Source organism: Sphingomonas kyeonggiensis, from assembly GCF_014204495.1.
In the GTDB taxonomy this organism is placed as follows: domain Bacteria; phylum Pseudomonadota; class Alphaproteobacteria; order Sphingomonadales; family Sphingomonadaceae; genus Sphingomonas; species Sphingomonas kyeonggiensis_A.
This window is the reverse complement of record NZ_JACHLN010000002.1, coordinates 970,503-994,620: the sequence shown is the minus strand read 5'-3', so window position 1 is coordinate 994,620 and position 24,118 is coordinate 970,503. Positions and strand designations below refer to the sequence as shown.

Genomic DNA, 24,118 nt, shown 5'->3' with positions numbered 1-24,118 from the left:
CCATGCCTTTCGCCGCAACCGTTCTAACGCTTTACCCCGAGATGTTTCCCGGGCCGCTCGGCATATCGCTCGCCGGCCGTGGGCTTCGCGAAGGGCTGTGGAGCATGGAAGCCGTCCAGATCCGCGACTTCGCGACCGACAAGCATCGCTCGGTCGACGACACGCCGGCCGGGGGCGGAGCCGGGATGGTGATGCGGGTGGACGTGCTCGCCGCCGCGCTCGACAGCGTGGCGCCTGGTCGCCCGATCCTGGCGATGACGCCACGCGGCAAGCCGCTCAGCCAGGACCGCGTCCGGGCTTTGGCAGAGGGGCCTGGCGTGGTCGTGATCTGCGGCCGGTTCGAGGGGATGGACGAGCGCCTGTTCGAGGCGCGCGAGATCGAGCAGGTCTCGATCGGCGACTATATCCTGTCCGGCGGCGAGATGGCGGCGCTCACCATGCTTGACGCTTGCATTCGCCTCATTCCCGGAGTAATGGGCGCGCCTTCCAGCGGCATGGACGAGAGCTTCGAAACGGGGCTGCTCGAATATCCGCAATATACCCGACCTGTTGAATGGGAAGGGCGCACGATCCCCGAAGTGCTGCGATCGGGGGATCATGCGAAGATCGAGGCCTGGCGTAGAAGCCGTGCCGAGACCGACACACGGCTACGGAGGCCGGACCTTTGGGAGCGCCATGAGGGCGCTCGGGTCCAACCTCCCTCTGGCGCGCGGCGACGAAAACAGGACGACAAGAAATGAACCTGATCCAGAAGCTCGAAGCCGAGCAGATCGCCAAGTTCAACGAGGCGAAGAAGATTCCGGAGTTCCGCCCGGGCGACACCCTCAAGGTCGGCGTGAAGGTCGTCGAAGGCGAGCGCACCCGCGTGCAGAACTATGAGGGCGTGTGCATCGCCCGTGCCAACAAGGGCATGGGTTCGAGCTTCACCGTCCGCAAGATTTCGTTCGGTGAGGGCGTCGAGCGCGTCTTCCCGCTCTATTCGCCGAACATCGACAGCATCGAGGTGGTTCGCCGCGGTGTCGTGCGTCGCGCGAAGCTCTATTACCTGCGTGGCCGCACCGGCAAGTCGGCGCGTATCGCCGAGCGCCGCGATCCGCGTCCGACCGAGGTCGCAGCCGCCGAGTAAGCTCTGGCTTCACGGTATTGAAAAGGGCGCGGTGGCGATGGCTACCGTGCCCTTTTTCATTTCCGGCGCCGCGATAGCCAGCGGACAAGCGCCCCGATCGCATCGAACAGCGCGTGCCGATGCTCCACCCATTCGCGGCCGTAGAAATCATCCATCGCCGTCGCCCTGCTCGACGCGGCGCCAGATCGAATAGGCGGTCGTCCCGTTACCCGAGGCGCTGGCCGGCACGGCATAGCGCAGCAGCCCGTCCTGCAGCACATAGTCGCGCACCTGCCGCCGGCCTTCCCAGTTCGGAAAGGAAGCACCCTCGATATCGAAGATGAGCTGCTTCGCGACGGCATCGATCCGGACGCGGCCGAAATGGGTGCTCGATCCCAGCGCTGCGGCGCGGAACTCCTCGGGTGTTCCGCGCGCCTTGTCGCCGGTGGCGAAGGCTGGGCGGTCGCGACGGAAGATCTGCAGGCTGTAGCGGCCGGCAGGATCGACGATCAGCAAGCCCAATGGATGCTCGCCATAATTGGTCACCCGCCGCCCATCGGCGAGGACTTCATAGGCCGAGTCCATCACCCAGGTTCCGGCCAGGCTAGGCTCTCCATCGCTGATATGCGCGTCTCCGCTGCTCGCCGCGGCGACCATGCCGGCGGCGAGGATGAGGTGTTTCACCATCTCTCGTTTCTCCATGTAACCTGTCGAGTCGGTTACAAGAGTGTGTTGCGGCGACGTCAGTAACCTGTCAATGGGGTTTCATGAGCACGCAGGAATTCCAGAACGGCGAGTTGCGCGACGGTTTTCACTTCCGGGGCGGCCATCCCGCACTCGATCTGGTGGCGACGGTAACGGGGCGTCTGAAGCCGGCGCAGCGGGAGCTGCTCGCCGGGCCCGATGATCTGGCGCGTTGGCTGGTCGCGGCGGGTTTCGCCGGATCGCCGCTTGCTGCCACGCCCGGGGATCTGGAGCGGGCGCGAGCACTCCGCGAGGCGATCCATGCGATCGTCGATGCGCGGCTGGCGGGTGGAGAGGGCACTCCGGCCGACATCGACCAGATCAATGCCGCGGCTGCCGGGACGCCGGCTATACCCCAGATCGGAGAGGACGGCCGCGTACGGTTGCAGGGCGGGGCATCCGCGCTGCTCGCCACGCTGGCGGGGGAGGCGGCATTGCTGCTGGGCGGCGATCAGGCCTCGCGCATCCGCCGCTGCGAGGCGGACGGATGCGCGATGCTGTTCCTCGATACTTCACGCGGCGGCGAGCGCCGCTGGTGCTCGATGAAGCGCTGCGGCAACAAGGCCAAGGTCGCCGAGTTTCGCAAGCGGCGGCAGGGAGTAGGGGCCTAGTCCGCTGCCTGCAGCAGGTCCCGCAGCTTCTTCGTCGTGTCGTGTCCGCGCAGCACCGAGGTGTAGCATTCGCGGACCACGCCCATCGCGCCCGGCGACATGCGCTCGTCCGCCAGCACCCGGTCGAACTCCTGCTTCAGATAATCCTCGCCACGCTCGATCTCGCTCAGGATCGCGGCATCGCCACCGCCCAGCACTCGGCGGAAATCCTCCACCCGGCGGTGGATCGTCGCCGCCGTCGAGCCATATTCGGCCGGCGTGCCGCCCAGTTCGCGGCTTTTGGCGGACAGCGCGTCGATAACCCGGCGACGCTCGTCGGCCATGTCCTCGAAGAACTGAACGAAGCGGCCGGCATCGGCGTGCTTGGCTGAATGTTCATAGCCGCGCACACTGTCGATGGTGGTGACGATCAGGTCGTCGAGTTTGGACACGTCATGGTTGGTGGTCACGCGGGCTCTCCTCGTAAACTGGTAGCGAAGAGAACCCCGCGCACCACCCACGGGTTGCCGAAAATGAAGGTTAGCCAGACATTTACGCGTAGCTGACGATCTCGAATTCGGTGCCGTCGTGATCCAGGAAATAGAAACGCCGCCCAGGATCGTAATCGGCATGGGCGAACGGGATCAGCCCGGCCTTCACCACCCGCTGTTCGATCTCGTCGAGATCATCGACCAGGATTCCGACATGGTTGAGCGGTCGGCCCTTCTCGAAGGTCGCCTGGTCGGGCGTCTCGGGCGGGGTGTAGACCGCGAGATAGGTGCGCTCATCGCCGACATGGATGGTGCGCCCGCCGTCGCGCGCCGGGCCTTCCCAGCGGACATGCCAGTCGAACAGGTCGCCAAGCAATTTCGCGGCGCGCTCGGGGCTGCGCACGGTCACGTTCACATGCTCGATATAGGGCTGGGACATGGATTTCCTTTCCTCATTGGATGCCATGCCGCGAGCAGCTACAACCTCAACCTAAGTTGAGGTCAAGCGGGAAATTGCGGTGCGCGGGAACGAGCTTCTGACGATCGGCGAACTGGCAGCGCGGACCGGAATCGCGGTGTCGGCGGTGCGCTTCTACGAGGGGAAGGGGATCGTCCATCCGATCCGCACCAGCGGCAACCAGCGGCGGTTCCTGCGATCGGACATCCGCCGCATCTCCTTCGCGCTGATCGCCCAGCAGCTTGGTCTCACCTTGCCGCAGATCGCCGAGGAACTGGGTAAGTTGCCTGAGGGGCGCACGCCCACCAGCGCGGATTGGGCGCGGATCAGCCGCGGCATTCGCAAGCGGATCGAAGTCCAGATCGCCCAGCTCCAGCGCACGCTCGACGATCTCGATGGCTGCATCGGCTGCGGCTGCCTGAGCCTGAAGAAATGTGCGCTCTACAATCCTGACGACCGCGCTGCGCGCAACGGCGCGGGCCCGCGCTTCATCCTGGTCTCACGCAAGGTGGCGCTCGGCTTGGACTGAGCGCGTGATTTTGTTGCGGGGCAGCGCAAGATTCCTTCGGCCTGCGGCTTTACCCCGCGCCCGTACCCCGCAATAACGCGGCCCCAAGGAGATCGGGGTTTATGCGGAAATACTTGGTTGGGCTTGCAATGATGGGAGCGCCGCTGATGGCGAATGAAGCGCTGGCGCAGAACAAGGACCTCACGCTCGAGCGCGTGTTCGCCAGCCCCGATCTGAACGGGCCGCAGCCGCGCGCCGCCAAGCTCTCGCCCGACGGCAAGTTCCTCACGCTGCTGCGCAACCGCGCCGACGAGAAGGAACGCTTCGACCTGTGGGCGATGGACACCCGCACCGGCGAATGGCGGATGCTCGTCGATTCGAAGAAGTTCGGCAGCGGCGCCGAGATGTCCGAGGCCGAGAAGATGCAGCGTGAACGCGCCCGCATCGCCGGCACCAAGGGCATCGTCGCCTATGACTGGGCGCCCGACGGTAAGTCGGTGCTCGTGCCGCTGGACGGCGAGCTCTACCGCGCCGGGCTCGACGGCAGCGTCGCCAAGCTGCCCGCCAAGGCAGGTCCCAAGCTCAATGCCGAGATCAGCCCCGCGGGCGGTTATGTCTCGTACGTGCAGGACCAGAACCTGGTGGTGATGGGCCTGGCGAACGGCAATCCGAAGCCGATCACCGACGATGGCGCCGGTACCGTCCATTGGGGCGAGGCCGAGTTCGTCGCGCAGGAGGAAATGGCTCGGTTCAAGGGCTATTGGTGGGCCCCGAACGATCGCTATGTCGCGGTCGAGCGCTTCGACGAGGCGCCGGTCGGCGTCGTCACCCGCGCCGCGATCGGTGCCGAGGGCACCCAGCTGTTCCAGCAGCGCTATCCCAAGGCGGGCACGCCCAACGCCAATGTCGAACTCTACGTCATGGACCCGAACGGCGACCACAAGGTCGGCGTCGATCTGGGGACCGACAAGGACATCTACCTTGCCCGCGTCGACTGGTCGAAGGACGGCAAGACGCTCTACGTCCAGCGCGAGAATCGCGAGCAGACCGTGCTCGACCTGCTCCAGGTCGATCCGGCCACCGGCAAGTCGGTCGTGCTGTTCAGCGAAAAGGCGCGTGCCAAGAGCTGGGTGAACCTGTCGACCGCGCTGACCCCGCTCGACGACGGCAGCCTGCTCTGGTGGTCCGAGCGCGATGGCCACGGCCATCTCTATCGCTTCGCCAAGGGCAAGTTCGCCCAGATCACCAAGGGCGACTGGGAAGTGACCCCCGACGTCGTCGGCGTGGACGAGGCGAAGAGCCGCGTCTTCTTCCTCGGCAACAAGGACGGCGTGCTCGAGCGGCACCTCTATTCGGTCGACTACAAGAAGGGTGGGGCGATCACCCGCCTGACCGAGACCGGCTGGTGGAACGAGGCGACGATGGATCCCTCGGGCACCCGCGCGATCGTCAAGCGCTCGAATACCGGACAGCCCGCCCAGACCTATCTGGCCGACGCGACCGGCAAGCGCATCGCCTGGGTGAACGAGAACGCGGTAACCGCCGCCGATCATCCCTATAACGCCTATCTCGCCGGGCATCGCGAGCGGACCTTCGGCACGATCAAGGCGGCCGACGGCTCGACGCTCAACTGGGAGATGATCACGCCCAAGCTGGAGCCGGGCAAGAAGTACCCGGTGTTCTTCCAGCACTATGGCGGCCCGCATTCGCAGACGGTGAGCAAGGCCTGGGGCGGCGCGCTCCAGCAATATCTCGTCTCGCGCGGCTATATCTGGTTCCAGATCGACAATCGCGGCTCGGCCAATCGCGGCGTCGATTTCGAGAGCCAGATCTGGCACGCGATGGGCACCGTCGAGGTCGAGGACCAGGTTGCCGGCGCCAACTATCTGAAGACGCTTCCCTATGTGGATGCCGGCAAGGTCGTCACCTATGGCTGGTCGTACGGCGGCTACATGACGCTGAAGATGCTGGAAAAGGCGCCGGGCGTGTTCGCCGCGGGTGTCGCCGGCGCGCCGGTGACCAAGTGGGAGCTGTACGACACCCATTATACCGAGCGCTACATGGGTGACCCGAACAAGGTGCCCGAGGCGTACAAGGCGTCCGACAATATCGGCGAGGCGGCGAAGATCGCCGATCCGATGCTGCTGATCCACGGCATGGCGGACGATAACGTCGTGTTCGAGAACAGCACCGCGATGGCGGCCACGCTGCAAAAGGCGGAAGTGCCGTTCGAGATGATGTTCTACCCCGGCCACACCCACCGCGTCGGCGGCCCGGGGATCAGCGTCCATCTGTGGAACACGATCCTCGACTTCCTCGATCGCAAGACCAAGGCGAAATAACCGGATATCTGCGTCTCGACGCAGATATCTTGCTGACCTATCCTTCCCCTCGCTTTGGCGGGGGGAAGAGCGATGACGGATGCGACGGGAGCGGCGTTCGCGCCGGTGCACGGCAAGGCACGGATCGACGTGCTCGACATGCTGCGCGGGCTGGCGATCCTCGGCATCTTCTTCATGAACATCCCCTTCATGGGGGCACAGCTTTCCAAGCTGTTCCGTGATCCGCGGCTGATCGGCTGGGATCCGCTCGACCAGGCGAGCTGGTGGGGGATCCAGGTGGTGCTGGAGGGCACCCAGCGCGGGCTACTCGAAATGCTGTTCGGCGCGGGGCTCATGGTCTTCGCCCGGGTGGCGATGACGCCCGACGGGCCAGTCGCGGTCGCCGATCTCTATCTGCGGCGCAACCTCTGGCTGCTCGGCTTCGGCATCTTCGATCTCTTCATCCTGCTCTGGGCCGGGGACATCCTCCACATCTATGCGCTGGCGGCGCTGCTGCTTTTCCCGTTCCGGCGGCTGAGCGCGAAATGGCTGGTGGTGCTCGGCCTGGGCTTCGCGCTCTACACGGCAGGCAATGGCGCGCTGCGCTATGCCGAGCGTGCCGCGCTGGTCGAGCGCGTGCAGGTCGCCGAGCAGAAGCTCGCCGCGCACCAGCCGGTGACGCCTGCCGAGAAGAAGGCGCTCGAGGAGTGGCGCAAGAAGGTCGAGAAACTGCGCACCGGTGGCGATGAGATCAAGGGCATCGCCGAAATGGAGGCCAAGGGGCACGGCGGCAGCTTCCTGGCTTATGCCGGGATGCAGATCGGCTTCTACCAGATGTTCCTCTGGCCCGAGATAGTGAAGAGCGTCGCCGAGGCCTTCTGCATGATGCTGATCGGCATCGCGCTATGGAAATGGGGCGTGATCCAGGGCGAGCGCAGCGCGCGCTTCTACCTGCTGCTGATGCTCGCCTGCTACCTGCCCGGCATGGCGCTGCGTGTGGTGGCGGGCCATGAGTTCCTGTCCAACGTGCCCGGCCCCAAGCTGTTGTGGATGACGCAGGAATTCGCCCGGATGGCGGTGTCGATCGGCCATGTCGCGCTCGTCAACCTGGCGGTGAAGAGCGGGGCGGGGCGGGCGATCTTCGGCCCGTTCAAGGTGGCGGGACGGACGGCCTTCTCGCTCTATTTCCTCCAGCAGATCATCGGGATCTACATCCTCTACGCGCCCTGGGGCCTTGGGCTGTGGGGGCGGCAGAGCTGGTCGGACCTGGCGGGCACGGTGCTGCTGGTGATCGGCGGGCAATTGCTGCTCGCCAATCTCTGGCTGCGCTTCTTCAGCACCGGCCCGCTCGAATGGCTGTGGCGCAGCCTGGCCTATCTGCGCTGGCAACCCTTCCTGCGCCGCGCGAGCCCGGCGGCGGAAGCCTAGCGCCGCCCCACCGCGCCCGGCATCGTCCCGTCGGGCCGCCGGCACACCGCCCGCGTCTCGGTGCCGTCATAATGGCACAGGTCGATCCAGGGCTCTCCACCGGTCGCTCGGTTGCGGCCATAGTCCATCATGCAGCGCATGAATTCGGGGATGAACATCGCCCCGCGCCTGGCTTCCTTGAGCGGGCCGCAGGTGATGCTGCCGTCATAGGTCGGCCGATAGTTGCGATAGCCGTCCGCGCTGACGAACCAGATCGCGCCGCCCGGCCGGCTGAGCCGCAGCGCGGCGATCGAGCCGATTTCGAGCTGGTTGACCATGATCGCCTGCCCGCGCTGGGCGGCGCGCAGTGCGTCGGCCTTCTTGTCGATCTCGGCGGGATAGCCTGGCATCACATCCTGATCGGGCGGTAGCCAGGTGGAGCCGTTGCGGATGACATAGATATCGCCTGGTTTGGCCGGTGCGGCTTCAAGCTGGCGCCCGGTCAATCGCGCGCGCTCCCGGCGGACGATCTCGCTCGCCACCCGCTGCGCATCCGCCACCGAGGCGAGGAACACCGACTGGCGCACGCCCCCGTCATAATAGGTTCTACCGTCGACCCGTACCTGCTGGTAGAAGACCGGCACCGCCGCCGAGGCCAGCGCCGCGCCGGCCAGGCACTGGGTCGCCTTGGTCAGGTCCGCGTCGGAGTTGCCATAGGGCGCGAGCAGCTCCTGCACGTCGACATAGCCGAACTCGCCCGAATTCGCCTCGATCAGCCCGAGCAGCACCTTGCGCGTCTTGCTGTCGCGCAGCGTCTTGACGATGCACACGCCGGCTTGACCCTGCGGCGACTTGGGATCGTAGATCGCCGGGCAGATGCGCTGCTCGAAGCGGCGGCGCAGCGGCTTGAGATTGGCGAGCGCGCCGTTGATCGCCGCCATCGCCTGCAGTCCCTCGCGATCGACGATGTCGCTTTCCTTTACCGGGGAATAGGCGGCGGTCAGCGCCGCGCGGATCGCCGCGCCTTCATCGTCCTGCCGATCGAGCCCCGCGCCAACGAACAGCGATTGCAGTGCGCCGGTACTCACCCCGGTCACCACCCCGAAATCGGGGAACTGCCGGTTCTCGACCAGCTGGTTCATCAGCCCAACGCCGAACGCACCCCATTGCCCACCGCCGGAAAGCAGCAGCACCGGCCGCTCGGGGGCAGGGGGCGCGGCAGGATCGGCGGCCAGCCGCGCGAGCTCGGCGGCCGCGAGCCGGTCGGCCAGCTCGCGCTCGGCCGGCGGCAGTGTCTCCAGGTCGAGCGCGCGGATCTGGCGTTCGAGCGGGGTCAGCTCGATCGGATGGATGAAGCTGGCGAAATTGGCGCAGTCCAGCTTCAGCGCGCCCTTGAAGGCGCAGCTGCCCAGGCTCAGCCCCATCAGCACGATCATCAGGATCCGCCGCATCATCCCCTCCGTCCTTCCCGGCAGGGTAACAAAATTGCGCCAAACGCGTCTTGCGCGAAATCGACAAAAAGCCCAGCCATCGCGCGAAACAAGCAGCGCTTGCTTGCACAGGCGGTGGGATGCGCGTAGCGCGGCCGCAGTTTCCACCCTGGAGTAAGTGATGGGCTACCGTGTCGTCGTCGCAGGCGCCACCGGCAATGTCGGGCGCGAAATGTTGAACATCCTGGCCGAGCGGGAATTCCCGATCGACGACCTGGCCGTGCTGGCCTCGTCGCGCTCGACCGGCGATATTATCGACTTCGGCGAGACAGGGAAAACCTACAAAGTCCAGAACATCGAGCATTTCGATCCGACCGGCTGGGATATCGCCCTGTTCGCGATCGGTTCGGATGGCTCGAAGCTCTATGCTCCGAAGTTCGCCGCCGCCGGCTGCACGGTGATCGACAATGCGTCGCTCTACCGCATGGATCCGGACGTGCCGCTGATCGTGCCGGAAGTGAATCCGGAAGCGATCGACGGCTACAAGGCGCGCAACATCATCGCCAACCCGAACTGCTCGACCGCGCAGATGGTCGTGGCGCTCAAGCCGCTCCATGATGCCGCGAAGATCAAGCGCGTCGTCGTCGCGACCTACCAGTCGGTTTCCGGCGCGGGCAAGGCGGGCATGGACGAGCTGTTCGAGCAGTCGCGCAACATCTTCGTCGGCGACCAGGCCGAGCCGAAGAAGTTCACCAAGCAGATCGCCTTCAACGTGATCCCGCACATCGACAGCTTCCTGGACGACGGCTCGACCAAGGAAGAGTGGAAGATGGTCGTCGAGACCAAGAAGATCCTCGATCCGAAGATCAAGGTGACCGCCACCTGCGTGCGCGTGCCGGTGTTCGTCGGCCATTCGGAAGCGATCAACATCGAGTTCGAGGACGAGATCTCGGCCGAGCAGGCCAAGAACATCCTGCGCGAGGCGCCGGGCATCATGCTCGTCGACAAGCATGAGGACGGCGGATACGTCACGCCGATCGAATGCGTCGGCGAGTATGCCACCTTCATCAGCCGCGTCCGCGAGGATTCGACGGTGGAGAACGGCCTGTCGATCTGGTGCGTCTCGGACAATCTCCGCAAGGGCGCCGCACTCAACGCGGTGCAGATCGCGGAGCTGCTGGGCCGCCGCCACCTGAAGAAAGCGTAACCCGGTGATAGCGGGCGGCTGCCGCTGCGGCGCCGTCCGCTACACCCTGGCGATGGACGACCTGCCGGCCGTCTATTGCTGCCATTGCCGCGACTGCCAGACGGGTTCGGGCAGCGCCTTTGCCGAGCAGGCGCCGGTGCGCGAGGCCGCGCTCGCGATCGTGAAGGGTGCGGTGGTCGACTTCACCCTGCCGACCTCGAACGGCGCGATCTCGCGCCACTTCGCCTGCGGCACCTGCCACACCCGGCTCTACAATGTGAACAGCGGCCGGCCGGGCCTGGCGATCGTGCGTGCGGGCACGCTCGACCGCAGCGATGAGCCCAGCCCGCGCCTGCACATCTGGACCAGCCGCAAGCAGCCCTGGATCGTCATCGCCGACGATGTCCCGCAATGGCCGGAAAGCGCGCCGATGGACGCGTTCGCGGCGTTGTTCTTGCCTGGACAAGCGGCGGAGTAGCGGTTCCCCGGCGAAAGCCGGGGCTCAGGGTTTCTCTGCCGTGTCGCTTGTGGCCCTGGGCCCCGGCTTTCGCCGGGGAACCAGAGATCAGAAGCTCGCCCAGGCCTCGGCGTCGCCGATCGGCTTGGCCGGCACAGGACGGGTGCTAGCCAGTGGCTTGAACCCGCGCGGAGCCGATGCGGCGGCCGGGCGGCGCCCGCCATCGTCGATGCGGAAGGTACCGGCCTGCGCGTCGAGGCGGCTCACCTGGTCGGTCAGCGCACGCGCCGCCGCCGAGGTTTCCTCGACCATCGCCGCATTCTGCTGGGTCGCCTGATCCATCGTGCCGATCGCGGTGCTGATTTCGCCGATCGCGGTCGACTGGGCCTGGTTGTCCGAAGCGATCGTGCCGAGCAGCTGGTGCACTTCGCCCACCGTGTCGACGATCTCCGAAAGCGCGCCATCGACGCGCTCGACGGCGCCCTTCGCAGTCTCGACTTCAGCCTGGGTTACGGTCAGCTGGTCGCGAGCCCGCTTGGCTTCCTCCTCGGCGCGCATGGCGAGGGCGGAGACGAGGTCGGCGACCACCGCGAAGCCGCGGCCCGCCTCGCCGGCACGGCCGGCTTCCACGGCCGCATTCATTGCAAGGACGCGCGTCTGGAAGGCGATCTTGTCCAGGCCTTCGATCACCGAGTCGATGCCCTTGGCGCTCTCGCTGACCCGGCTCATCGCCTGCACCGCCTCGTCGGCGGTCTCGCGGCCCGAGCCGACTACCGCGATCGCCGCATCGGCGCGGGTGACGGTCTGGCTCGCGGCATCGGCGGTGGCGCGCAGGCGCTGGTTCATCTGGGTCACGGCGGCCGACGTCTCTTCGAGGCTTGCGGCATTGCCCTCGGTGCGGCGGGCAAGGTCCTCCGACGCGGCAGCGATTTCCATCGAGCCGGTCTGGATCGCGCCGGTGCTTTCCATCACCGTGCCGATCAGCGCGCGCAGGCTGGAGAGGGCGCCGTTATAGTTGCCGCCGAGCTCGGCATAGTCGCTCGGGAAATCCTTGCCGACATCGGCGGTCAGGTCGCCGCCGGCCACGCGCTCCAGCGCGCCGCCCAGCATTGCCATCGCCTTTTCGCGTTCGATCTCGCCCAGCCGGTGCTTGGCCTCGGCCGCGGCCTTGTCGTTGGCGGCGACGCGGAAGCGCTCGAGCGCGCGCGCCATCTTGCCGATCTCATCCTCGCTGCGGCGATCCGGGATCGTCACGGCGGTGTCGCCGGCCGAGAGATGTTCCATCGCCTCGGTCATCTGGGCGAGCGGGCGGAACATCGCCCGGCCGATCAGGAAGCCGATCGCGGTGACGAGCAGGGTGATCAGCGTCGCGGTGATCGCCATCGACGAGCGGACCGACTGGATGGCCGAGAGCACGTCGCTGCGCGGAATGCCGACATAGAGTACGCCCACCACCTTGCCGCTGGCGTCCTTGATCGGATCATAGGCGGTGAAGAACTGCTTGCCGAGGATCTCTGCGGTGCCGCGATAGGGCTTGCCCTGACCGAGCACCGCGTCCTTGGCAGGACCGGCGGCGAGCGGTGTGCCGACCGCGCGGCTGCCGTCGGGCTTCAGCACATTGGTGGTGATGCGGGTGTCGCCCGCGAACACGGTCGCGGTGCCGCCGACCAGCCGCTTGATCTCGTCCACCGGCTGGGTCCAGCCGTTGAGCTTGTGCTCGCCGACATAGAGATCGGTGCCGTCGGCGCGGAAGGCGCCTTCGTCGTTCAGCACCTTCCAGGCGACGCGCATGTTGGTCTCCTGGCGCTCGGCCGCGACGCGTTCGGCATCGGCGGTCAGCACCCGGTCGCTCAGCACGAAGGTGGCGAGCGCGAGCACCAGCAAGCTGGAGATCGTAATGATCGTGGTCTTGGTGGCGAGGGGGAGGTTGGCAATTCGTTCGCGCATGGAAATCTCGTTTGGCCACGCCAGGACGGCGCCGGAAAAAGCGGAATTTCCATCATTATAGGGCGGTTACACGGTTACATGTTGCGGGTGCGAAGTTACGCAGGTGTAATAATTTGTTGCGCGTGCCGGCGCAGCGGAAATCAGCCGCCGCAGCTATAGTCGGGCGGGTAGATCGAGCGGCCCAGGTCCTTGCGGACGCGGCGGGCGAGGTCGGCCGCTTCGCGGTTGCCGAGCTTCTCGGCACTGTCCAGCACATCGGCGAGCGGGCCCGAGCAGCCGCCGGCCTTGTTGAGCATCGCGACCATCCGCGATGCGCGGATCGCGCCGGCTTCCGGCCCTTCGCGCGCCGGCGGGAACCAGCCAAGTTGGAATGCCGGGCGCGCCTGCTCCTCGTAGCCGAAATCCTTCTTGTCTGTCGGGTCGATCACCTTGGTGCCGAGCAGGATCGCGCCGGCTGCCGCAACCGTGGTTCCCACGCGCGAAGGGCTGGTGGTGATGCGCGGGGGATCGGGCATAGCGAAATAGCTGAGGAGCATCGCGGCGAGCGCACGGGCGCTTTGGCGATCCTCGACCAGCGCGAGCGCGTCGGGATCCACTTCGATGCGGTCCACCCGTGCGCGGGCGAAGGCGCCGCGCTCGTCGGCCGGGATGGTGGCCAGGGTGAAGTCGCCGCCATTGGGGGTGAGTTCGTGCAGCGCCACGTCGAGCTGCTCGATCGGGGCAGGGCGCGGCGGGGCGGCGGCCCCCAGCACGAGCGCGGCGGAAACCATGGCAAGCATCTTGATCCGCATCTGCATTCCCCTCTGTTGCCCGATCCTATCCTGAATCGACGCGCAGGACGAGACGTTGCGGCGGCACGTGAACCGCATCGCGCTTCTTTACCGGGAATTGACTGATCCAGATTAGACCGGTCCCTTCTCTGGGGTGGGTCGCGACGCGTGGTGGAAACGGGCAATGCCGGATTGGCGCCGGTGCGCGGCAAGGCCCGCATCGATGTGCTCGACATGCTGCGCGGGCTGGCGATCCTCGGCATCTTCTACATCAACGTGCCGTACATGGCCGCCAGCGTCTGGACCTTCTCGGCCGATGTCCGGCTGATCGGCTGGACCGCGGCGGACCGCGATGCCTGGTGGGCGGTGAACCTGTTCTTCGCCGGCACCCAGCGCTGCCTGCTCGAATTCCTGTTCGGTGCGGGCATGATGGTGCTGGCGCGCAAGGCGATGGAACCCGACGGGCCGGTCGCGGTCGCCGACCTCTATTATCGCCGCAACCTCTGGCTGCTGGCGTTCGGCCTGTTCGACGTGTTCGTGCTGCTCTGGCCGGGCGATATCCTCCACATCTACGCGCTCGCGGCGCTGTTCCTCTTCCCGTTCCGCACCTTGGGGCCGAAGACGCTGGTCGTGCTGGGGCTGGGCTGGGCGGTGATCACCGGGCTCGGCATCCCCGAATACGGCGCCCGCGAATATGTCGCGCGGACCGAGCTTGTGCAGAAGGTCGAGGCGGGCGATCCGGCCGCGCTGACCGAATGGCGCAAGCTCGAGACCCATGTCCCCGATGCCCAGGCGGTTGCCCGCGAGCATGCGGCGCATCAGGGCGGTTGGCTGCCCTATGCGAAGAACGCCTGGCGCTATTGGAGCTATCTCGCCAGCGAATGGCTGGTCTGGGACGTGCTGGAGGCGTTCTGCACGATGCTGATCGGCGTCGCGCTGTGGAAATGGGGCGTGATCCATGGGCTGCGGAGCGCGCGTTTCTACCTGTGGCTGATGGTGGCCGGCTACGGGTTCGGGCTCACCGCGCGCTGGATCGGGCTGGCCGAGACGCTCAGCTTCTCGCCCGGTCCGCGCAGCTTGTGGATCACCGGCGAGTTCGCCCGGATGGCGATCGGCCTGGGGCATCTTGCCCTGGTCAATCTCGCGGTGAAGGGCCGCACCGGCGCCGCGGTGCTCGGTCTGTTCAAGGCGCCGGGCCGCATGGCCTTCTCGCTCTACTTCCTCCAGCAGATCGTCGGCATGTACATCCTGTTCGCGCCCTGGGGCTTCAACCTCTGGGGGCGGTTTGGCTGGGCCGAGATGGCGGCGATCTCGACGATCGGGATCGTCGCGCTGGTCGCCTTCGCCAATCTATGGATGCGCCACTTCGTCAGCGGCCCGCTAGAATGGGCGTGGCGCAGCCTGGCCTATGTCAAGCCGCAGCCCTTCCGGCGGGCGGAGCTCAGTGCCCCGCCGCAGCCGGATCATTCTCCACTTTCCCGCCCGGCTTCTGCAGCAGCACCACCAGCGGCACGCTGATCGCGGTCACGATCGCCATCAGCCAGAAGTCGTTGAGATAGGCGATCATTGCCGCCTGGCGGTTCACTTCGGCGTCCATCATGCCGGTGATCATCGCGCCCTGCTGGCCCATGCCCTGGATCAGCGAGCCCATGCCGTTCATCGTCGTCGCGGTGACGTGCTCACCCAGATACTGGTGGCTGCGCTGGATGTTCTGCGCCAGGATCGCGCTCACCGCCGAGATGCCCACCGACGCGCCGATATTGCGGGTCAGGTTGAGCAGGCTCGAGCCCTCGGTACGAAAATGCGGGGGGAGGCCGGCAAAGGCCAGGCCGTTGAGCGGCATGAACACCAGGCCGAGGCCCAGGCCCTGGACGAAGCCCGAGACGATGAAGGGCGTGCTGCCCATCTCGATCGTCCAGCCCGACATCTCCCACAGCGAGACCGCCGCGATCGCCAGGCCGATGCCGACGGACCAGCGCGGATCGAGCCAGCCGCGCTGGATCAGCTGCGCACCCGCGAACATCGTGATCACCACGCCCACGCCACGCGGCATCAGCAACAGGCCGGTGTCGAACACCGAATAGCCGTACAGGCTCTGCAGCATCGGCGGCAGCAGCGCCATCGTCGCCATCATCACCAGGCCGATCACCATCATGAAGAAGATGCCGGTGACGAGGTTGCGATGCTTCCACAGCTCGCGCTCGAACATCGGGTTCTTGCCGGTGAACAGGTGCACGAAGAACATCCAGAAGGCGATGATCGACACCAGCATCTCCACCCAGATCTCGGTGGAGGAGAACCAGTCCTGGTCCTGCCCGCGATCGAGCATCAGCTGCAGCGAGGCGATGGCGATGGCGAGCAGCGAGAAGCCGAACGCGTCGAACTGGCGCTTGCGGATCGGCCGCGAGGGGAGGAGCCACCACAGGATCGCGAAGCAGACCACGCCCACCGGCAGGTTGACGTAGAATACCCAGCGCCAGTCGAAATTGTCGGTCAGGTAGCCGCCGATCAGCGGGCCCATGATCGGGCCGACCATGATGCCCATGCCCCAGATCGACATCGCCTTGGGCTGGTCCTCGGGCTTGTTGATGTCGAGCATCACTGTCTGGCTCAGCGGGTTGAGGAACGCCGCGGTGATGCCCTGCAGGATGCGGAAGGCGACCATCTCCTCCAGCGTCTGCGCCGCGCCGCACATCGCGGAGGCGATGACGAAGCCGACGGTGGAGATCAGGAACAGGTTGCGCGAGCCGATCCGGTCGGAAAGCCAGCCGGTGATCGGGATCGCGATGGCCGAGGCGACGATATAGCTCGTCAGCACCCAGTTGATCGTGTCGCGGGTGGCGCCGAGCGACGCCTGCATATGCGGGATGGCGACATTGGCGATGGTCGTGTCGAGGATCTGCATGATCGTCGCCATCATGACGCCGAGCGTGAGAAGGCCCTTGTACTTTACGGGCAGTGCAGCGCCGCCCCCCGACGGGGGAGCGGCTTGCGGGCGGGGAGGCGTAGAGGGAGACGCCTCACCCGCCCTGGTGGCGCGGCCGGGGGCTGCCGACGCCATGTTACTTGCAGGGGCCGTTGAACACGACCTTCACGTCGGCCGAGATGCCGGCGATCAGCGCGCGCGGGCTCTTCTCGTCGATCGCGATGCGTACCGGTACGCGCTGCGTCACCTTCACCCAATTGCCGTTGGCATTCTGGGCCGGGAGGACGGAAAATTCGCTGCCGGTGCCTGCGCCGAGGGATTCGACATGCCCTCGCAGCTCGAGGCCCGGATAGGCATCGAAGCCGACAATCGCGCACTGGCCGACCCGCATCTTGTTGAGATCGGTCTCCTTGAAGTTCGCATCGACCCATGCCGGCTTGTCCGAGACGATCGTCACCGCCGCGAGGCCGGTGATCATCTGCTGGCCGACCTGCAGGCTCTTGGTCTGGCTGACCACGCCGCTGACCGGCGCGACCACCGTGGTGCGCTGCAGGTCGAGCAGCGCCTTGCTCAGCTGCACCCGCGCCGCCGCGATCTGCGGGTTCTCGCCGGGCACCGCCGCGCCGGTGGCGATCTTGGCCCGCGCCTCATTGGCACTGGCCTGGGCATTCTGCAGCTGGGCCCGCGCCTGCTCGAGCGCATGCTGGGCCGACTGGAAGTTCGCCCGCGTCGTGAAGCCCTGCTTCATCAGCGCGTTCTGCCGGTCGTAATTCTCCTGGGCGTTCTGGATCGCGTCCTGCGCCGCCTGGATGTCGGCGCCCTTGCCCTGGAAGCTCACCTGGTCGGTGTTGAGCTGCACCTGCGCCGCGGCGATCGCGGCCTGGGCCTGGGCCACCGCGATCTTGTAGGGCTCGGGATCGATGCGGAACAGCACGTCGCCCGCCTTGACCGCCTGGTTCTCCTTCACCCCGACATAGACGATGCGCCCGGCGACGTCGGTCGAGACCGAGCTCTTGTCCTGCTGCACATAGGCATTGTCGGTCGACACGCTGTGGCCGCCGGTGAAGTAGAAATAGCCCACGATGGCGAGCAGGATCGCCGGCACGCCGAACATCAGCAGCGGACGCAGCAGCCCGCGCTTCGGCTTGGCCGGTGCCTCCGGCGCGGCCGTGCCTTCGCTCTCGATGGTGATCCTGGTCTCTTCGGACTTCTCGATCTTGGGATCTGCGTCAGCCATTTGCGGCCTCTTTGCCCTCTTGAACGTTGCTCAGGTTAGCGCGGATCGCCTGGAGCGATCCGACCAGTTCTTCACGCTGCACGGAGCTCAACCCCTGAAGCGCATCTTCGATCATCACCCCGGCCAGCTCCTGGAGCTCGTCGAGCACCGGATCGGCCTTTTCGGTGAGGTGGATCCGCCAGGCGCGGCGATCGGCGGGATCGCGGCGGCGCTCGACGAAGCCGGCTTCCTCCAGTCGGTCGACCATCCGGCACGCGGTGATCGGCTCGACTTCGAGCTGCTCGGCCAGTTGGCCCTGATTGAGGCCGGGCTGGCGCGAGAGGATCTTGAGCGCGCGCCACTGCGCCACGCTCGCGCCGCTGCTGCGCGCCCGCTCGTCGAAACGGCGGCGCAGCAGGCGAGCGGTATCGCTCAAGAGGAATCCAAGACTCTCGGTCATAGCGCGCACATAATAAGCACACTTATAGATTGCAATCTGCAACCTGAGTGCATTGTGCGTCGCAATAATTGCAAGGAGTGCAACCATGGAAACGCAGATGACCGGCGGCTGCCAGTGCGGCCGGGTGCGCTATTCGGTGACGGTGCGCGATGACGAGGCCTATCTCTGCCATTGCCGCATGTGCCAGCGCGCCACCGGCGGCGTCTCGATCGCGTTCAAGAATGTCGCCAGGACGGATGTACGCTGGGAGCGGGAGCCCGAGCGCTACCCGTCTTCCCCGATCGCCCGGCGCGGCTTCTGCTACCAGTGCGGCACGCCGCTGACCTATGAAGCGCACGGCCATGACCGGCTCGACCTGACGATCGGCAGCTTCGACGATCCGGGCGGTTTCGTCCCCACCGAGCATTCGGGATGCGAAAGCTGGCACCGCGCGTGGCTTGACACGAGCCACCTGCCGGCATCACGGACCGAAGAGAACCCGAGCCTCGTCAAACGCTGGATGGATAAAGTTGGCCGACTTCCCGATTGAAACGCACCGCTTCACCAGCTTCGACGGCGCCGAGCTTGCCTGGCATGTGATGGGCGAGGGCAGGGACGCGGTGCTGGTCCATGGCTACGCCTCCACCGCGGAGATCAACTGGATCAAGTACGGCCATGCCGCCAAGCTCGCGGAGAAGGGCTTCCGGGTGATCATGCCCGATCTGCGCGGGCATGGGATGAGCGCCGCGCCGCACGAAGCCGCCAGCTATCCGCCGGACGTGACCGCGCGCGACGGCCTGGCGCTGGTCGAGCATCTGGGCCTGACCGATTATGACCTGGGCGGCTATTCGCTCGGCGCGCGGACCACGGTGCGGATGATCGTCGACGGCGGCGCCACGCCGCGCAAGGTGATGCTCGCCGGCATGGGGCTTTCGGGCCTCACCGCCGCCTCGCGCACCGGCACCTATTTCCGCCGCGTGCTCACCAATCTCGGGACGTTTGAGCGCGGTTCGAGCGAATGGCTGACCGAAGCCTTCCTCAAGACCTCCAAGGCCGATCCGCTGGCGCTGCTGCCGGTGCTCGATACCTTTGTCGATACCCAGGAAGCGCATCTCGCCCGGCTGACCGAGGAGACCTTGGTCGTCGCCGGCGTGGAGGACGATCATAACGGCTCGGCGCATGAACTTGCGGACCTGCTGCCCAACGCCACCTTCGTCGAGATTCCCGGCAACCACATGAGCGCCGTCACCCGGCCGGAGCTGGGGCGCGCGATCGCCGATTTCTTCGCGGCTTGACCGCCCGGGAACGCATCTCCATCGTCGGCCCCATCCAGATATAAGAGGGGCCTTCCCATGATCCGTACCGGTATTTCGGCGCTCGCGCTTGCGGCCGCCCTAGTCGTCGCGCCCGCCGGCGCGCAGGACAAGACGCCGACCGCTGCCGAGGCCAAGGCGTTCGTCGCCGATGCCGAGGCGAAGCTCGGCGCCCAGGGTGTCGTCGCCGCGCGCGCCGACTGGGTCTACAGCACCTATATCAACCAGGACACCGAGGCGATGACGGCGCGCGAAGGCGCCAAGCTCACCTCGCTGCAGGTCGATCTCGCGCTGGGCGCGGCCAAGTACGCCAATGTGCCGGGCCTCGACTATGATACCAGCCGCAAGCTCGCGATGCTCCGCAACAAGATCGTGCTGCCGGCGCCGACCACCCCGGGCGCGGCGGAGGAGCTGGCCGGCCTCTCGGCCAAGATCACCGGCATCTACGGTGCGGGCAAGGGCACGCTGAACGGCAAGCCGATCAACGGATCGGACATCGAGGCGGCGATGGGCGAGGAGCGCGATCCCGCCAAGCTCAAGGAAATGTGGGTCAGCTGGAACGACAATGTCGGCGCGCCGATGCGCGGCGACTATGCCAAGCTGGTCGGCATCGCCAACAAGGGCGCGACGGGCCTCGGCTATGACGATGTCGGCGCGATGTGGCGTTCGGGCTACGACATGGATCCGGCCGCCTTCGCCGCGACCACCGACAAGATCTGGAACGACCTCAAGCCGCTCTACATCGCGCTGCACACCTATGTGCGCCGCAAGCTCAACGAGAAATATGGCAGCGCCGTCCAGCCCGCCAAGGGCCCGATTCGCGCCGATCTGCTCGGCAACATGTGGGCGCAGGAATGGGGCAATATCTATGACATCGTGGCGCCCGCCGGCGCCGGCAGCGTCGGCTATGACGTGGGCGAGCTGCTCAAGGCCAAGGGCTATGACCATCTCAAGATGGTGAAGGCCGGCGAGGGCTTCTACTCGTCGCTTGGCTTCGCGCCGCTGCCGGGCACCTTCTGGGAGCGCTCGCAGTTCGTGAAGCCGGAGGACCGCGAAGTCGTCTGCCATGCCTCGGCCTGGGACATCGACAATGTCGACGACCTGCGCATCAAGATGTGCATCAAGGTCAATGCCGACGACTTCGTGACCATCCACCACGAGCTCGGCCACAACTATTATCAGCGCGCCTACAACAAGCAGTCGACGCTGTACCTCGACGGCGCCAATGACGGCTTCCACGAGGCGATCGGCGACTTCATCGCGCTGTCGATCACGCCGGACTACCTCGTCCAGATCGGCCTGCTCGACAAGTCGCAGGTGCCGAGCGCGGACAAGGACATCGGCCTGTTGCTGCGCCAGGCGATGGACAAGGTGGCGTTCCTGCCGTTCGGCCTGCTGGTCGACAAGTGGCGCTGGGGCGTGTTCTCGGGCCAGATCCCGACGAACGGCTACCAGGCCGGCTGGGACAAGCTGCGCCTGCAATATCAGGGCATCGTACCGCCGGTGGCGCGCGACGAGACCCGCTTCGATCCGGGCGCCAAGTTCCACATCCCGGCGACCACGCCCTATACGCGCTATTTCCTGGCGCGGGTGCTCCAGTTCCAATTCTACAAGGCGGCGTGCGACCAGGCCGGCTGGAAGGGCCCGCTCCATCGCTGCTCCTTCTACGGCAACAAGGAAGTGGGCGCGAAGCTCGACAAGATGCTGGCGATGGGCGCGTCCAAGCCCTGGCCGGACGCGCTGCAGGAATTCACCGGCTCGCGCGAAATGTCGGGCAAGGCGATGGCGGAATATTTCGCCCCGCTGAAGAAGTGGCTCGACGAGCAGAACAAGGGGCAGCCGCAGGGCTGGTAAGTCGGCTTTGTTCAAGGCCGCTGCCCTGACGCCATGTTAGGGCAGCGTGTCTTAAAGGGGGGATCTAAATGCGAATCAGGATGTTGCGGGCAGCTCTTCTCGCCTTGCCCTTTACTGCCTTCGCGCTGCCGGCGGCAGCGCAGGAAGTGCGCCTCAAGATTGTCGGCGACGGGGTGATCGATCGCCCGGCCAGCGTGATCACCGCCACCGCTACCTTCTGGGGCGAGAATGGCGATCCGAAGGCCATGGAGACCGCGCGCGAAGAGAAGTACCGCGAAATCGTCCGGATCGTGGCCAAGGCAGGCCTGCCCGCGAGTGCGGTGGTGCGCGGAGACTGGCCGCCATTGATGGCCTCGGTGGCTGTTCCGGTAGTTGTGCCGCCCGCACCACCCGCACCACCGCGATCCGCACCCCTGGCGCCGCCGGTCATCACAACGACGCCGAGGGTGCCGCTTCCGCCGGCGCCCCCGCGATATTCGCCGTTGCCGCCACGCCTAGGCGGTTCGGTGATCATCACCTTCACCTCTCCAGCGCAACTCGCCGAGGTGCGTGCCGGACTCCAGCAGATCAATGTCGGGCTGGGCAGCGAGCAGTCGCAGATCGATGACGAGCCGGGCCTGCGACGCGAGGCGAAGACCCGTGCGCTTGCGGCCGCGCGTGCCGATGCCGACGCCTATGCACGTTCGCTCGGCTACAAGACCATAAAGCTGGTGGCGATCGACGAGGCTGGCCAGCTCCTGCCGCCCAGTGTGCAGCGACTGTTCGAGAATGCGCCGTTTGGCCGAGCCAAGCCGGCGCCAAAGCCTGGCCTGGTGCACATTGAGGAGAGCGTGATCGTGGAGTTCGTGCTCACGCCTTGAGCGGGATTCAGGCGGGCGGATCGCTGTCGGGGATCATGCCCTCGTCGGCGATCTGCGCGTCCCATTCGGCCGAGCTGTCGGTGCCGTCGGACTGGTGCGCGTGCGGCGCCTCGGCTTCGGGCTGTTCCTCGGGGTCGATCATGGTGGCTCTCCTCAACAGGGCTGAACGCACCGCCGAGATAGGATGTCCGCCCGGTCCCGTCATCCTACCCGAAGGAAGGATGACGGCGGACAGTCTTAGCGGAACGGCGGCTCGTTGAACGCGCGCAGCTTGCGGGAGTGGAGCTTGGCGCCTTCGCGGCGCAGCTCCTCGCAGGTCTCGATACCGATCTTGAGGTGCTCGGCGATCGCGCGCTCGTAGAACAGGTTCGCCTGGCCCGGCAGCTTGAGCTCGCCGTGGAGCGGCTTGTCCGAGACGCAGAGCAGCGTGCCGTAGGGCACGCGGAAGCGATAGCCTTGCGCTGCGAGCGTGGCAGACTCCATGTCGATGCCGACCGCGCGGCTCAGCGAGAAGCGCAGCGCCGATTGCGAATAGCGCAGCTCCCAGTTGCGATCGTCGGTGGTGACGATCGTGCCGGTGCGCAGCCGCTGCTTGAGCTCGTCGCCCGACTGGCCGGAGATGGTGCCGGCGGCGCGGGCGAGGGCGAGCTGGACTTCGGCGATGGCGGGAATCGGGATCTCCGGCGGCAGCACGTCGTCCATGATGTGATCGTCGCGCAGATAGGCGTGGGCGAGGACATAGTCGCCGATCCGCTGGCTCGGACGCAGGCCGCCGCAATGCCCGATCATCAGCCATGCCTCGGGGCGCAGCACCGCGAGGTGATCGGTGATCGTCTTGGCGTTGGACGGGCCGACGCCGATGTTGACCAGCGTGATGCCCGAGCCGTCCTTCGCCATCAGGTGATAGGCCGGCATCTGGTGGCGCCGCCATGCCGAGGTGTCGTTGAGCAGCCGGTCGGTATCGTCCCCGGCCTCGACCAGGATGCCGCCCGCGCCGGAGACGCCGGTGAAGCGCGACCCTTCGCCGAGCTGGTCGACCGCCCAGCGGACGAACTCGTCGACATAGCGGTGATAGTTGGTGAACAGGATGTACTGCTGGAAATGCTCGACCGGGGTGCCGGTATAGTGGCGCAGGCGGGCGAGCGAGAAATCGGTGCGCAGCCCGTCGAACAGCGCGAGCGGGCGGGTCGAGTCCGAGGACATCCACAGGCCGTCGGCGATCTCGTCGCCGATATGCGCCAGCTCGGTCGCCGGGAAGTGGCGGCCCAGCTCGGTGACCGAGATCTGGTCCATCGCGGCGATGTGGCCCGGATCGAGCACGTACGGGAAGGGGATCTCCTGCCGGCCGGTGACGGCATGGACCTCGACGTCATAATCCTCGATCAGGAAGGTCAGCTGCTCGATCAGGTAGCGGCTGAACATCGCCGGGCGGGTGACCGAGATGCGATACTCGCCTTCCTCGACCAGCCGGCCGAACGAGCGGCGCGGGGTGGGGCGGTTGCGGTCGGTGCCGCCGCGATAGGTTACGCGCAGCTCGGGATAGGCGAAGCTGCCGTCGGTCCGGTCCTCCGGGCTCGGCGGCGTGCCTTCGCTGATATAGCGGTTCAGGGCGGCTTTGAGGCGATCGACCGAGGCGTTGTAGAGGCGCTCGAGATCGGCGACGATGTCGGATGCTTGAGTCATCTTGCAGGGCTAAGCGCCAAAAATGACTCTGGCAAGACCATGGGCCGGGGGAAGCCCCGGCCCAGGCTGGCCCTCCCCATAGGGGAGGAATTTTTTCCGGCTTATTTCTTGGCCGGCTTGGCCGCGGGTTCCTTGTCGCCGCCCAGCTGGGTGGCGGCATAGGCGGCCCCGCCCACTGCCGCCGCGACTCCGGCGGCGATGCCGGCCGCGGCGATCGGATGCTCCTTCACCGCGGCAACGGTCGCGTCGACTGCGTCGCCGATCGCTTCCTGCGCCTGAGCGAGGAAGCTCTTCGCCTCGTCCCTGGCTTCTTCGATCGTTTCGGGAAGTGCGTTGGCAGTTTCGGTATCGGCCATGTCGGTCCCTTTCTGAAAAGCTCGCCAGATCAACTCCGGCGAGCCTTCCAAGGTTCCG

At 66.4% G+C, this 24,118-nt stretch carries 25 protein-coding genes; 13 read left to right on the top strand and 12 right to left on the bottom strand.

Annotation, left to right across the window (positions count from 1 at the left end):
• The first annotated feature begins 2 nt into the window (after positions 1–2).
• Together trmD and rplS are read left to right on the top strand one after the other, a co-directional pair.
• Complete coding sequence (trmD, locus tag HNP52_RS12250) at positions 3–740, top strand: tRNA (guanosine(37)-N1)-methyltransferase TrmD (protein WP_184167344.1); 738 nt, start codon at positions 3–5, stop codon at positions 738–740.
• Complete coding sequence (gene rplS, locus HNP52_RS12245) at positions 737–1,126, top strand: 50S ribosomal protein L19 (RefSeq protein ID WP_184167341.1); 390 nt, start codon at positions 737–739, stop codon at positions 1,124–1,126. The genes trmD and rplS overlap by 4 nt, the downstream gene beginning before the upstream one ends.
• A gap of 147 nt (positions 1,127–1,273) precedes the next feature.
• On the opposite strand, the gene HNP52_RS12240 is transcribed toward rplS, so the two are convergent.
• Complete coding sequence (locus HNP52_RS12240) at positions 1,274–1,792, bottom strand: lipocalin-like domain-containing protein (RefSeq protein WP_184167338.1); 519 nt, start codon at positions 1,790–1,792, stop codon at positions 1,274–1,276.
• An 80-nt stretch (positions 1,793–1,872) separates the two neighbouring features.
• Here HNP52_RS12240 and HNP52_RS12235 point away from each other — a divergent pair, with 80 nt between their 5' ends.
• The gene (locus HNP52_RS12235; RefSeq protein WP_184167335.1) at positions 1,873–2,460 is read left to right on the top strand and encodes an ABATE domain-containing protein; all 588 of its coding nucleotides are present in this window, start codon (positions 1,873–1,875) and stop codon (positions 2,458–2,460) included.
• On the opposite strand, the gene HNP52_RS12230 is transcribed toward HNP52_RS12235, so the two are convergent.
• Both HNP52_RS12230 and HNP52_RS12225 read right to left on the bottom strand, forming a co-directional pair.
• The gene (locus tag HNP52_RS12230; RefSeq protein ID WP_184167332.1) at positions 2,457–2,909 is read right to left on the bottom strand and encodes a PA2169 family four-helix-bundle protein; all 453 of its coding nucleotides are present in this window, start codon (positions 2,907–2,909) and stop codon (positions 2,457–2,459) included. The genes HNP52_RS12235 and HNP52_RS12230 overlap by 4 nt on opposite strands.
• Positions 2,910–2,991: 82 nt before the next feature.
• The gene (locus tag HNP52_RS12225) at positions 2,992–3,369 is read right to left on the bottom strand and encodes a VOC family protein (protein WP_184167329.1); all 378 of its coding nucleotides are present in this window, start codon (positions 3,367–3,369) and stop codon (positions 2,992–2,994) included.
• Between the two features lie 79 nt (positions 3,370–3,448).
• Here HNP52_RS12225 and soxR point away from each other — a divergent pair, with 79 nt between their 5' ends.
• The 3 genes from soxR (at position 3,449) to HNP52_RS12210 (ending at position 7,644) form a co-directional block, all read left to right on the top strand.
• Positions 3,449–3,916 (top strand): redox-sensitive transcriptional activator SoxR, encoded by a 468-nt coding sequence (gene soxR / locus HNP52_RS12220; RefSeq protein ID WP_184167326.1) that lies wholly within the window; start codon positions 3,449–3,451, stop codon positions 3,914–3,916.
• Between the two features lie 101 nt (positions 3,917–4,017).
• On the top strand, positions 4,018–6,237 hold the full coding sequence (locus HNP52_RS12215) for a S9 family peptidase (protein WP_184167323.1): 2,220 nt from the start codon (positions 4,018–4,020) through the stop codon (positions 6,235–6,237).
• Between the two features lie 72 nt (positions 6,238–6,309).
• Entirely contained in the window at positions 6,310–7,644 is a 1,335-nt protein-coding gene (locus tag HNP52_RS12210; RefSeq protein WP_184167319.1) for a DUF418 domain-containing protein, read from the top strand.
• Here the strand turns inward: HNP52_RS12210 and HNP52_RS12205 are convergent.
• A complete protein-coding gene (locus HNP52_RS12205) occupies positions 7,641–9,074 on the bottom strand; it encodes a patatin-like phospholipase family protein (RefSeq protein WP_184167316.1) in 1,434 nt (477 codons plus the stop codon). The genes HNP52_RS12210 and HNP52_RS12205 overlap by 4 nt on opposite strands.
• A 160-nt stretch (positions 9,075–9,234) precedes the next feature.
• Here HNP52_RS12205 and HNP52_RS12200 point away from each other — a divergent pair, with 160 nt between their 5' ends.
• Both HNP52_RS12200 and HNP52_RS12195 read left to right on the top strand, forming a co-directional pair.
• On the top strand, positions 9,235–10,260 hold the full coding sequence (locus HNP52_RS12200; protein ID WP_184167313.1) for an aspartate-semialdehyde dehydrogenase: 1,026 nt from the start codon (positions 9,235–9,237) through the stop codon (positions 10,258–10,260).
• A 4-nt stretch (positions 10,261–10,264) separates the two neighbouring features.
• A complete protein-coding gene (locus HNP52_RS12195; protein ID WP_311768453.1) occupies positions 10,265–10,717 on the top strand; it encodes a GFA family protein in 453 nt (150 codons plus the stop codon).
• An 87-nt stretch (positions 10,718–10,804) separates the two neighbouring features.
• Here the strand turns inward: HNP52_RS12195 and HNP52_RS12190 are convergent, their stop codons facing one another.
• Positions 10,805–12,643, bottom strand: a complete 1,839-nt coding sequence (locus HNP52_RS12190) for a methyl-accepting chemotaxis protein (RefSeq protein ID WP_184167310.1) — start codon at positions 12,641–12,643, stop codon at positions 10,805–10,807.
• A gap of 140 nt (positions 12,644–12,783) precedes the next feature.
• Entirely contained in the window at positions 12,784–13,434 is a 651-nt protein-coding gene (locus tag HNP52_RS12185) for a hypothetical protein (RefSeq protein WP_184167307.1), read from the bottom strand.
• Positions 13,435–13,581: 147 nt separating this feature from the next.
• On the opposite strand from HNP52_RS12185, the gene HNP52_RS12180 reads away from it, so the two are divergent.
• Positions 13,582–14,931: a DUF418 domain-containing protein gene (locus HNP52_RS12180; protein WP_311768452.1), complete on the top strand. Its 1,350-nt coding sequence runs from the start codon at positions 13,582–13,584 to the stop codon at positions 14,929–14,931.
• Here the strand turns inward: HNP52_RS12180 and HNP52_RS12175 are convergent.
• Genes HNP52_RS12175 through HNP52_RS12165 form a run of 3 tightly spaced genes read right to left on the bottom strand, consistent with a single transcriptional unit; the run spans position 14,855 to position 18,015 of the window.
• Complete coding sequence (locus tag HNP52_RS12175; RefSeq protein ID WP_184167303.1) at positions 14,855–16,474, bottom strand: DHA2 family efflux MFS transporter permease subunit; 1,620 nt, start codon at positions 16,472–16,474, stop codon at positions 14,855–14,857. The genes HNP52_RS12180 and HNP52_RS12175 overlap by 77 nt on opposite strands.
• A 1-nt stretch (position 16,475) precedes the next feature.
• Positions 16,476–17,576: an HlyD family secretion protein gene (locus HNP52_RS12170; RefSeq protein ID WP_184167300.1), complete on the bottom strand. Its 1,101-nt coding sequence runs from the start codon at positions 17,574–17,576 to the stop codon at positions 16,476–16,478.
• Positions 17,569–18,015 carry a MarR family winged helix-turn-helix transcriptional regulator gene (locus HNP52_RS12165; RefSeq protein ID WP_184167298.1) on the bottom strand — a complete coding sequence of 149 codons (447 nt, stop codon included), beginning with the start codon at positions 18,013–18,015 and terminating at the stop codon, positions 17,569–17,571. Before HNP52_RS12165 ends, HNP52_RS12170 begins: the two co-directional genes overlap by 8 nt.
• Before the next feature lie 85 nt (positions 18,016–18,100).
• Between HNP52_RS12165 and HNP52_RS12160 the strand changes: the two genes are divergently transcribed.
• From HNP52_RS12160 to HNP52_RS12145, 4 genes are all read left to right on the top strand, one after another.
• A complete protein-coding gene (locus HNP52_RS12160; RefSeq protein WP_184167295.1) occupies positions 18,101–18,544 on the top strand; it encodes a GFA family protein in 444 nt (147 codons plus the stop codon).
• The gene (locus HNP52_RS12155; protein ID WP_260396062.1) at positions 18,525–19,289 is read left to right on the top strand and encodes an alpha/beta fold hydrolase; all 765 of its coding nucleotides are present in this window, start codon (positions 18,525–18,527) and stop codon (positions 19,287–19,289) included. The genes HNP52_RS12160 and HNP52_RS12155 overlap by 20 nt, the downstream gene beginning before the upstream one ends.
• A gap of 57 nt (positions 19,290–19,346) precedes the next feature.
• Positions 19,347–21,161, top strand: coding sequence for a M2 family metallopeptidase (locus HNP52_RS12150; RefSeq protein WP_184167293.1), 1,815 nt, complete (start codon positions 19,347–19,349; stop codon positions 21,159–21,161).
• 68 nt (positions 21,162–21,229) lie between these two features.
• Complete coding sequence (locus HNP52_RS12145; RefSeq protein WP_184167291.1) at positions 21,230–22,021, top strand: SIMPL domain-containing protein; 792 nt, start codon at positions 21,230–21,232, stop codon at positions 22,019–22,021.
• 7 nt (positions 22,022–22,028) lie between these two features.
• Here the strand turns inward: HNP52_RS12145 and HNP52_RS23100 are convergent, their stop codons facing one another.
• From HNP52_RS23100 to HNP52_RS12135, 3 genes are all read right to left on the bottom strand, one after another.
• Complete coding sequence (locus HNP52_RS23100; protein ID WP_260396061.1) at positions 22,029–22,163, bottom strand: hypothetical protein; 135 nt, start codon at positions 22,161–22,163, stop codon at positions 22,029–22,031.
• Positions 22,164–22,258: 95 nt separating this feature from the next.
• The gene (locus HNP52_RS12140) at positions 22,259–23,704 is read right to left on the bottom strand and encodes an AMP nucleosidase (protein WP_184167289.1); all 1,446 of its coding nucleotides are present in this window, start codon (positions 23,702–23,704) and stop codon (positions 22,259–22,261) included.
• Between the two features lie 101 nt (positions 23,705–23,805).
• Complete coding sequence (locus tag HNP52_RS12135) at positions 23,806–24,060, bottom strand: hypothetical protein (protein ID WP_184167288.1); 255 nt, start codon at positions 24,058–24,060, stop codon at positions 23,806–23,808.
• Positions 24,061–24,118 lie beyond the last annotated feature (58 nt).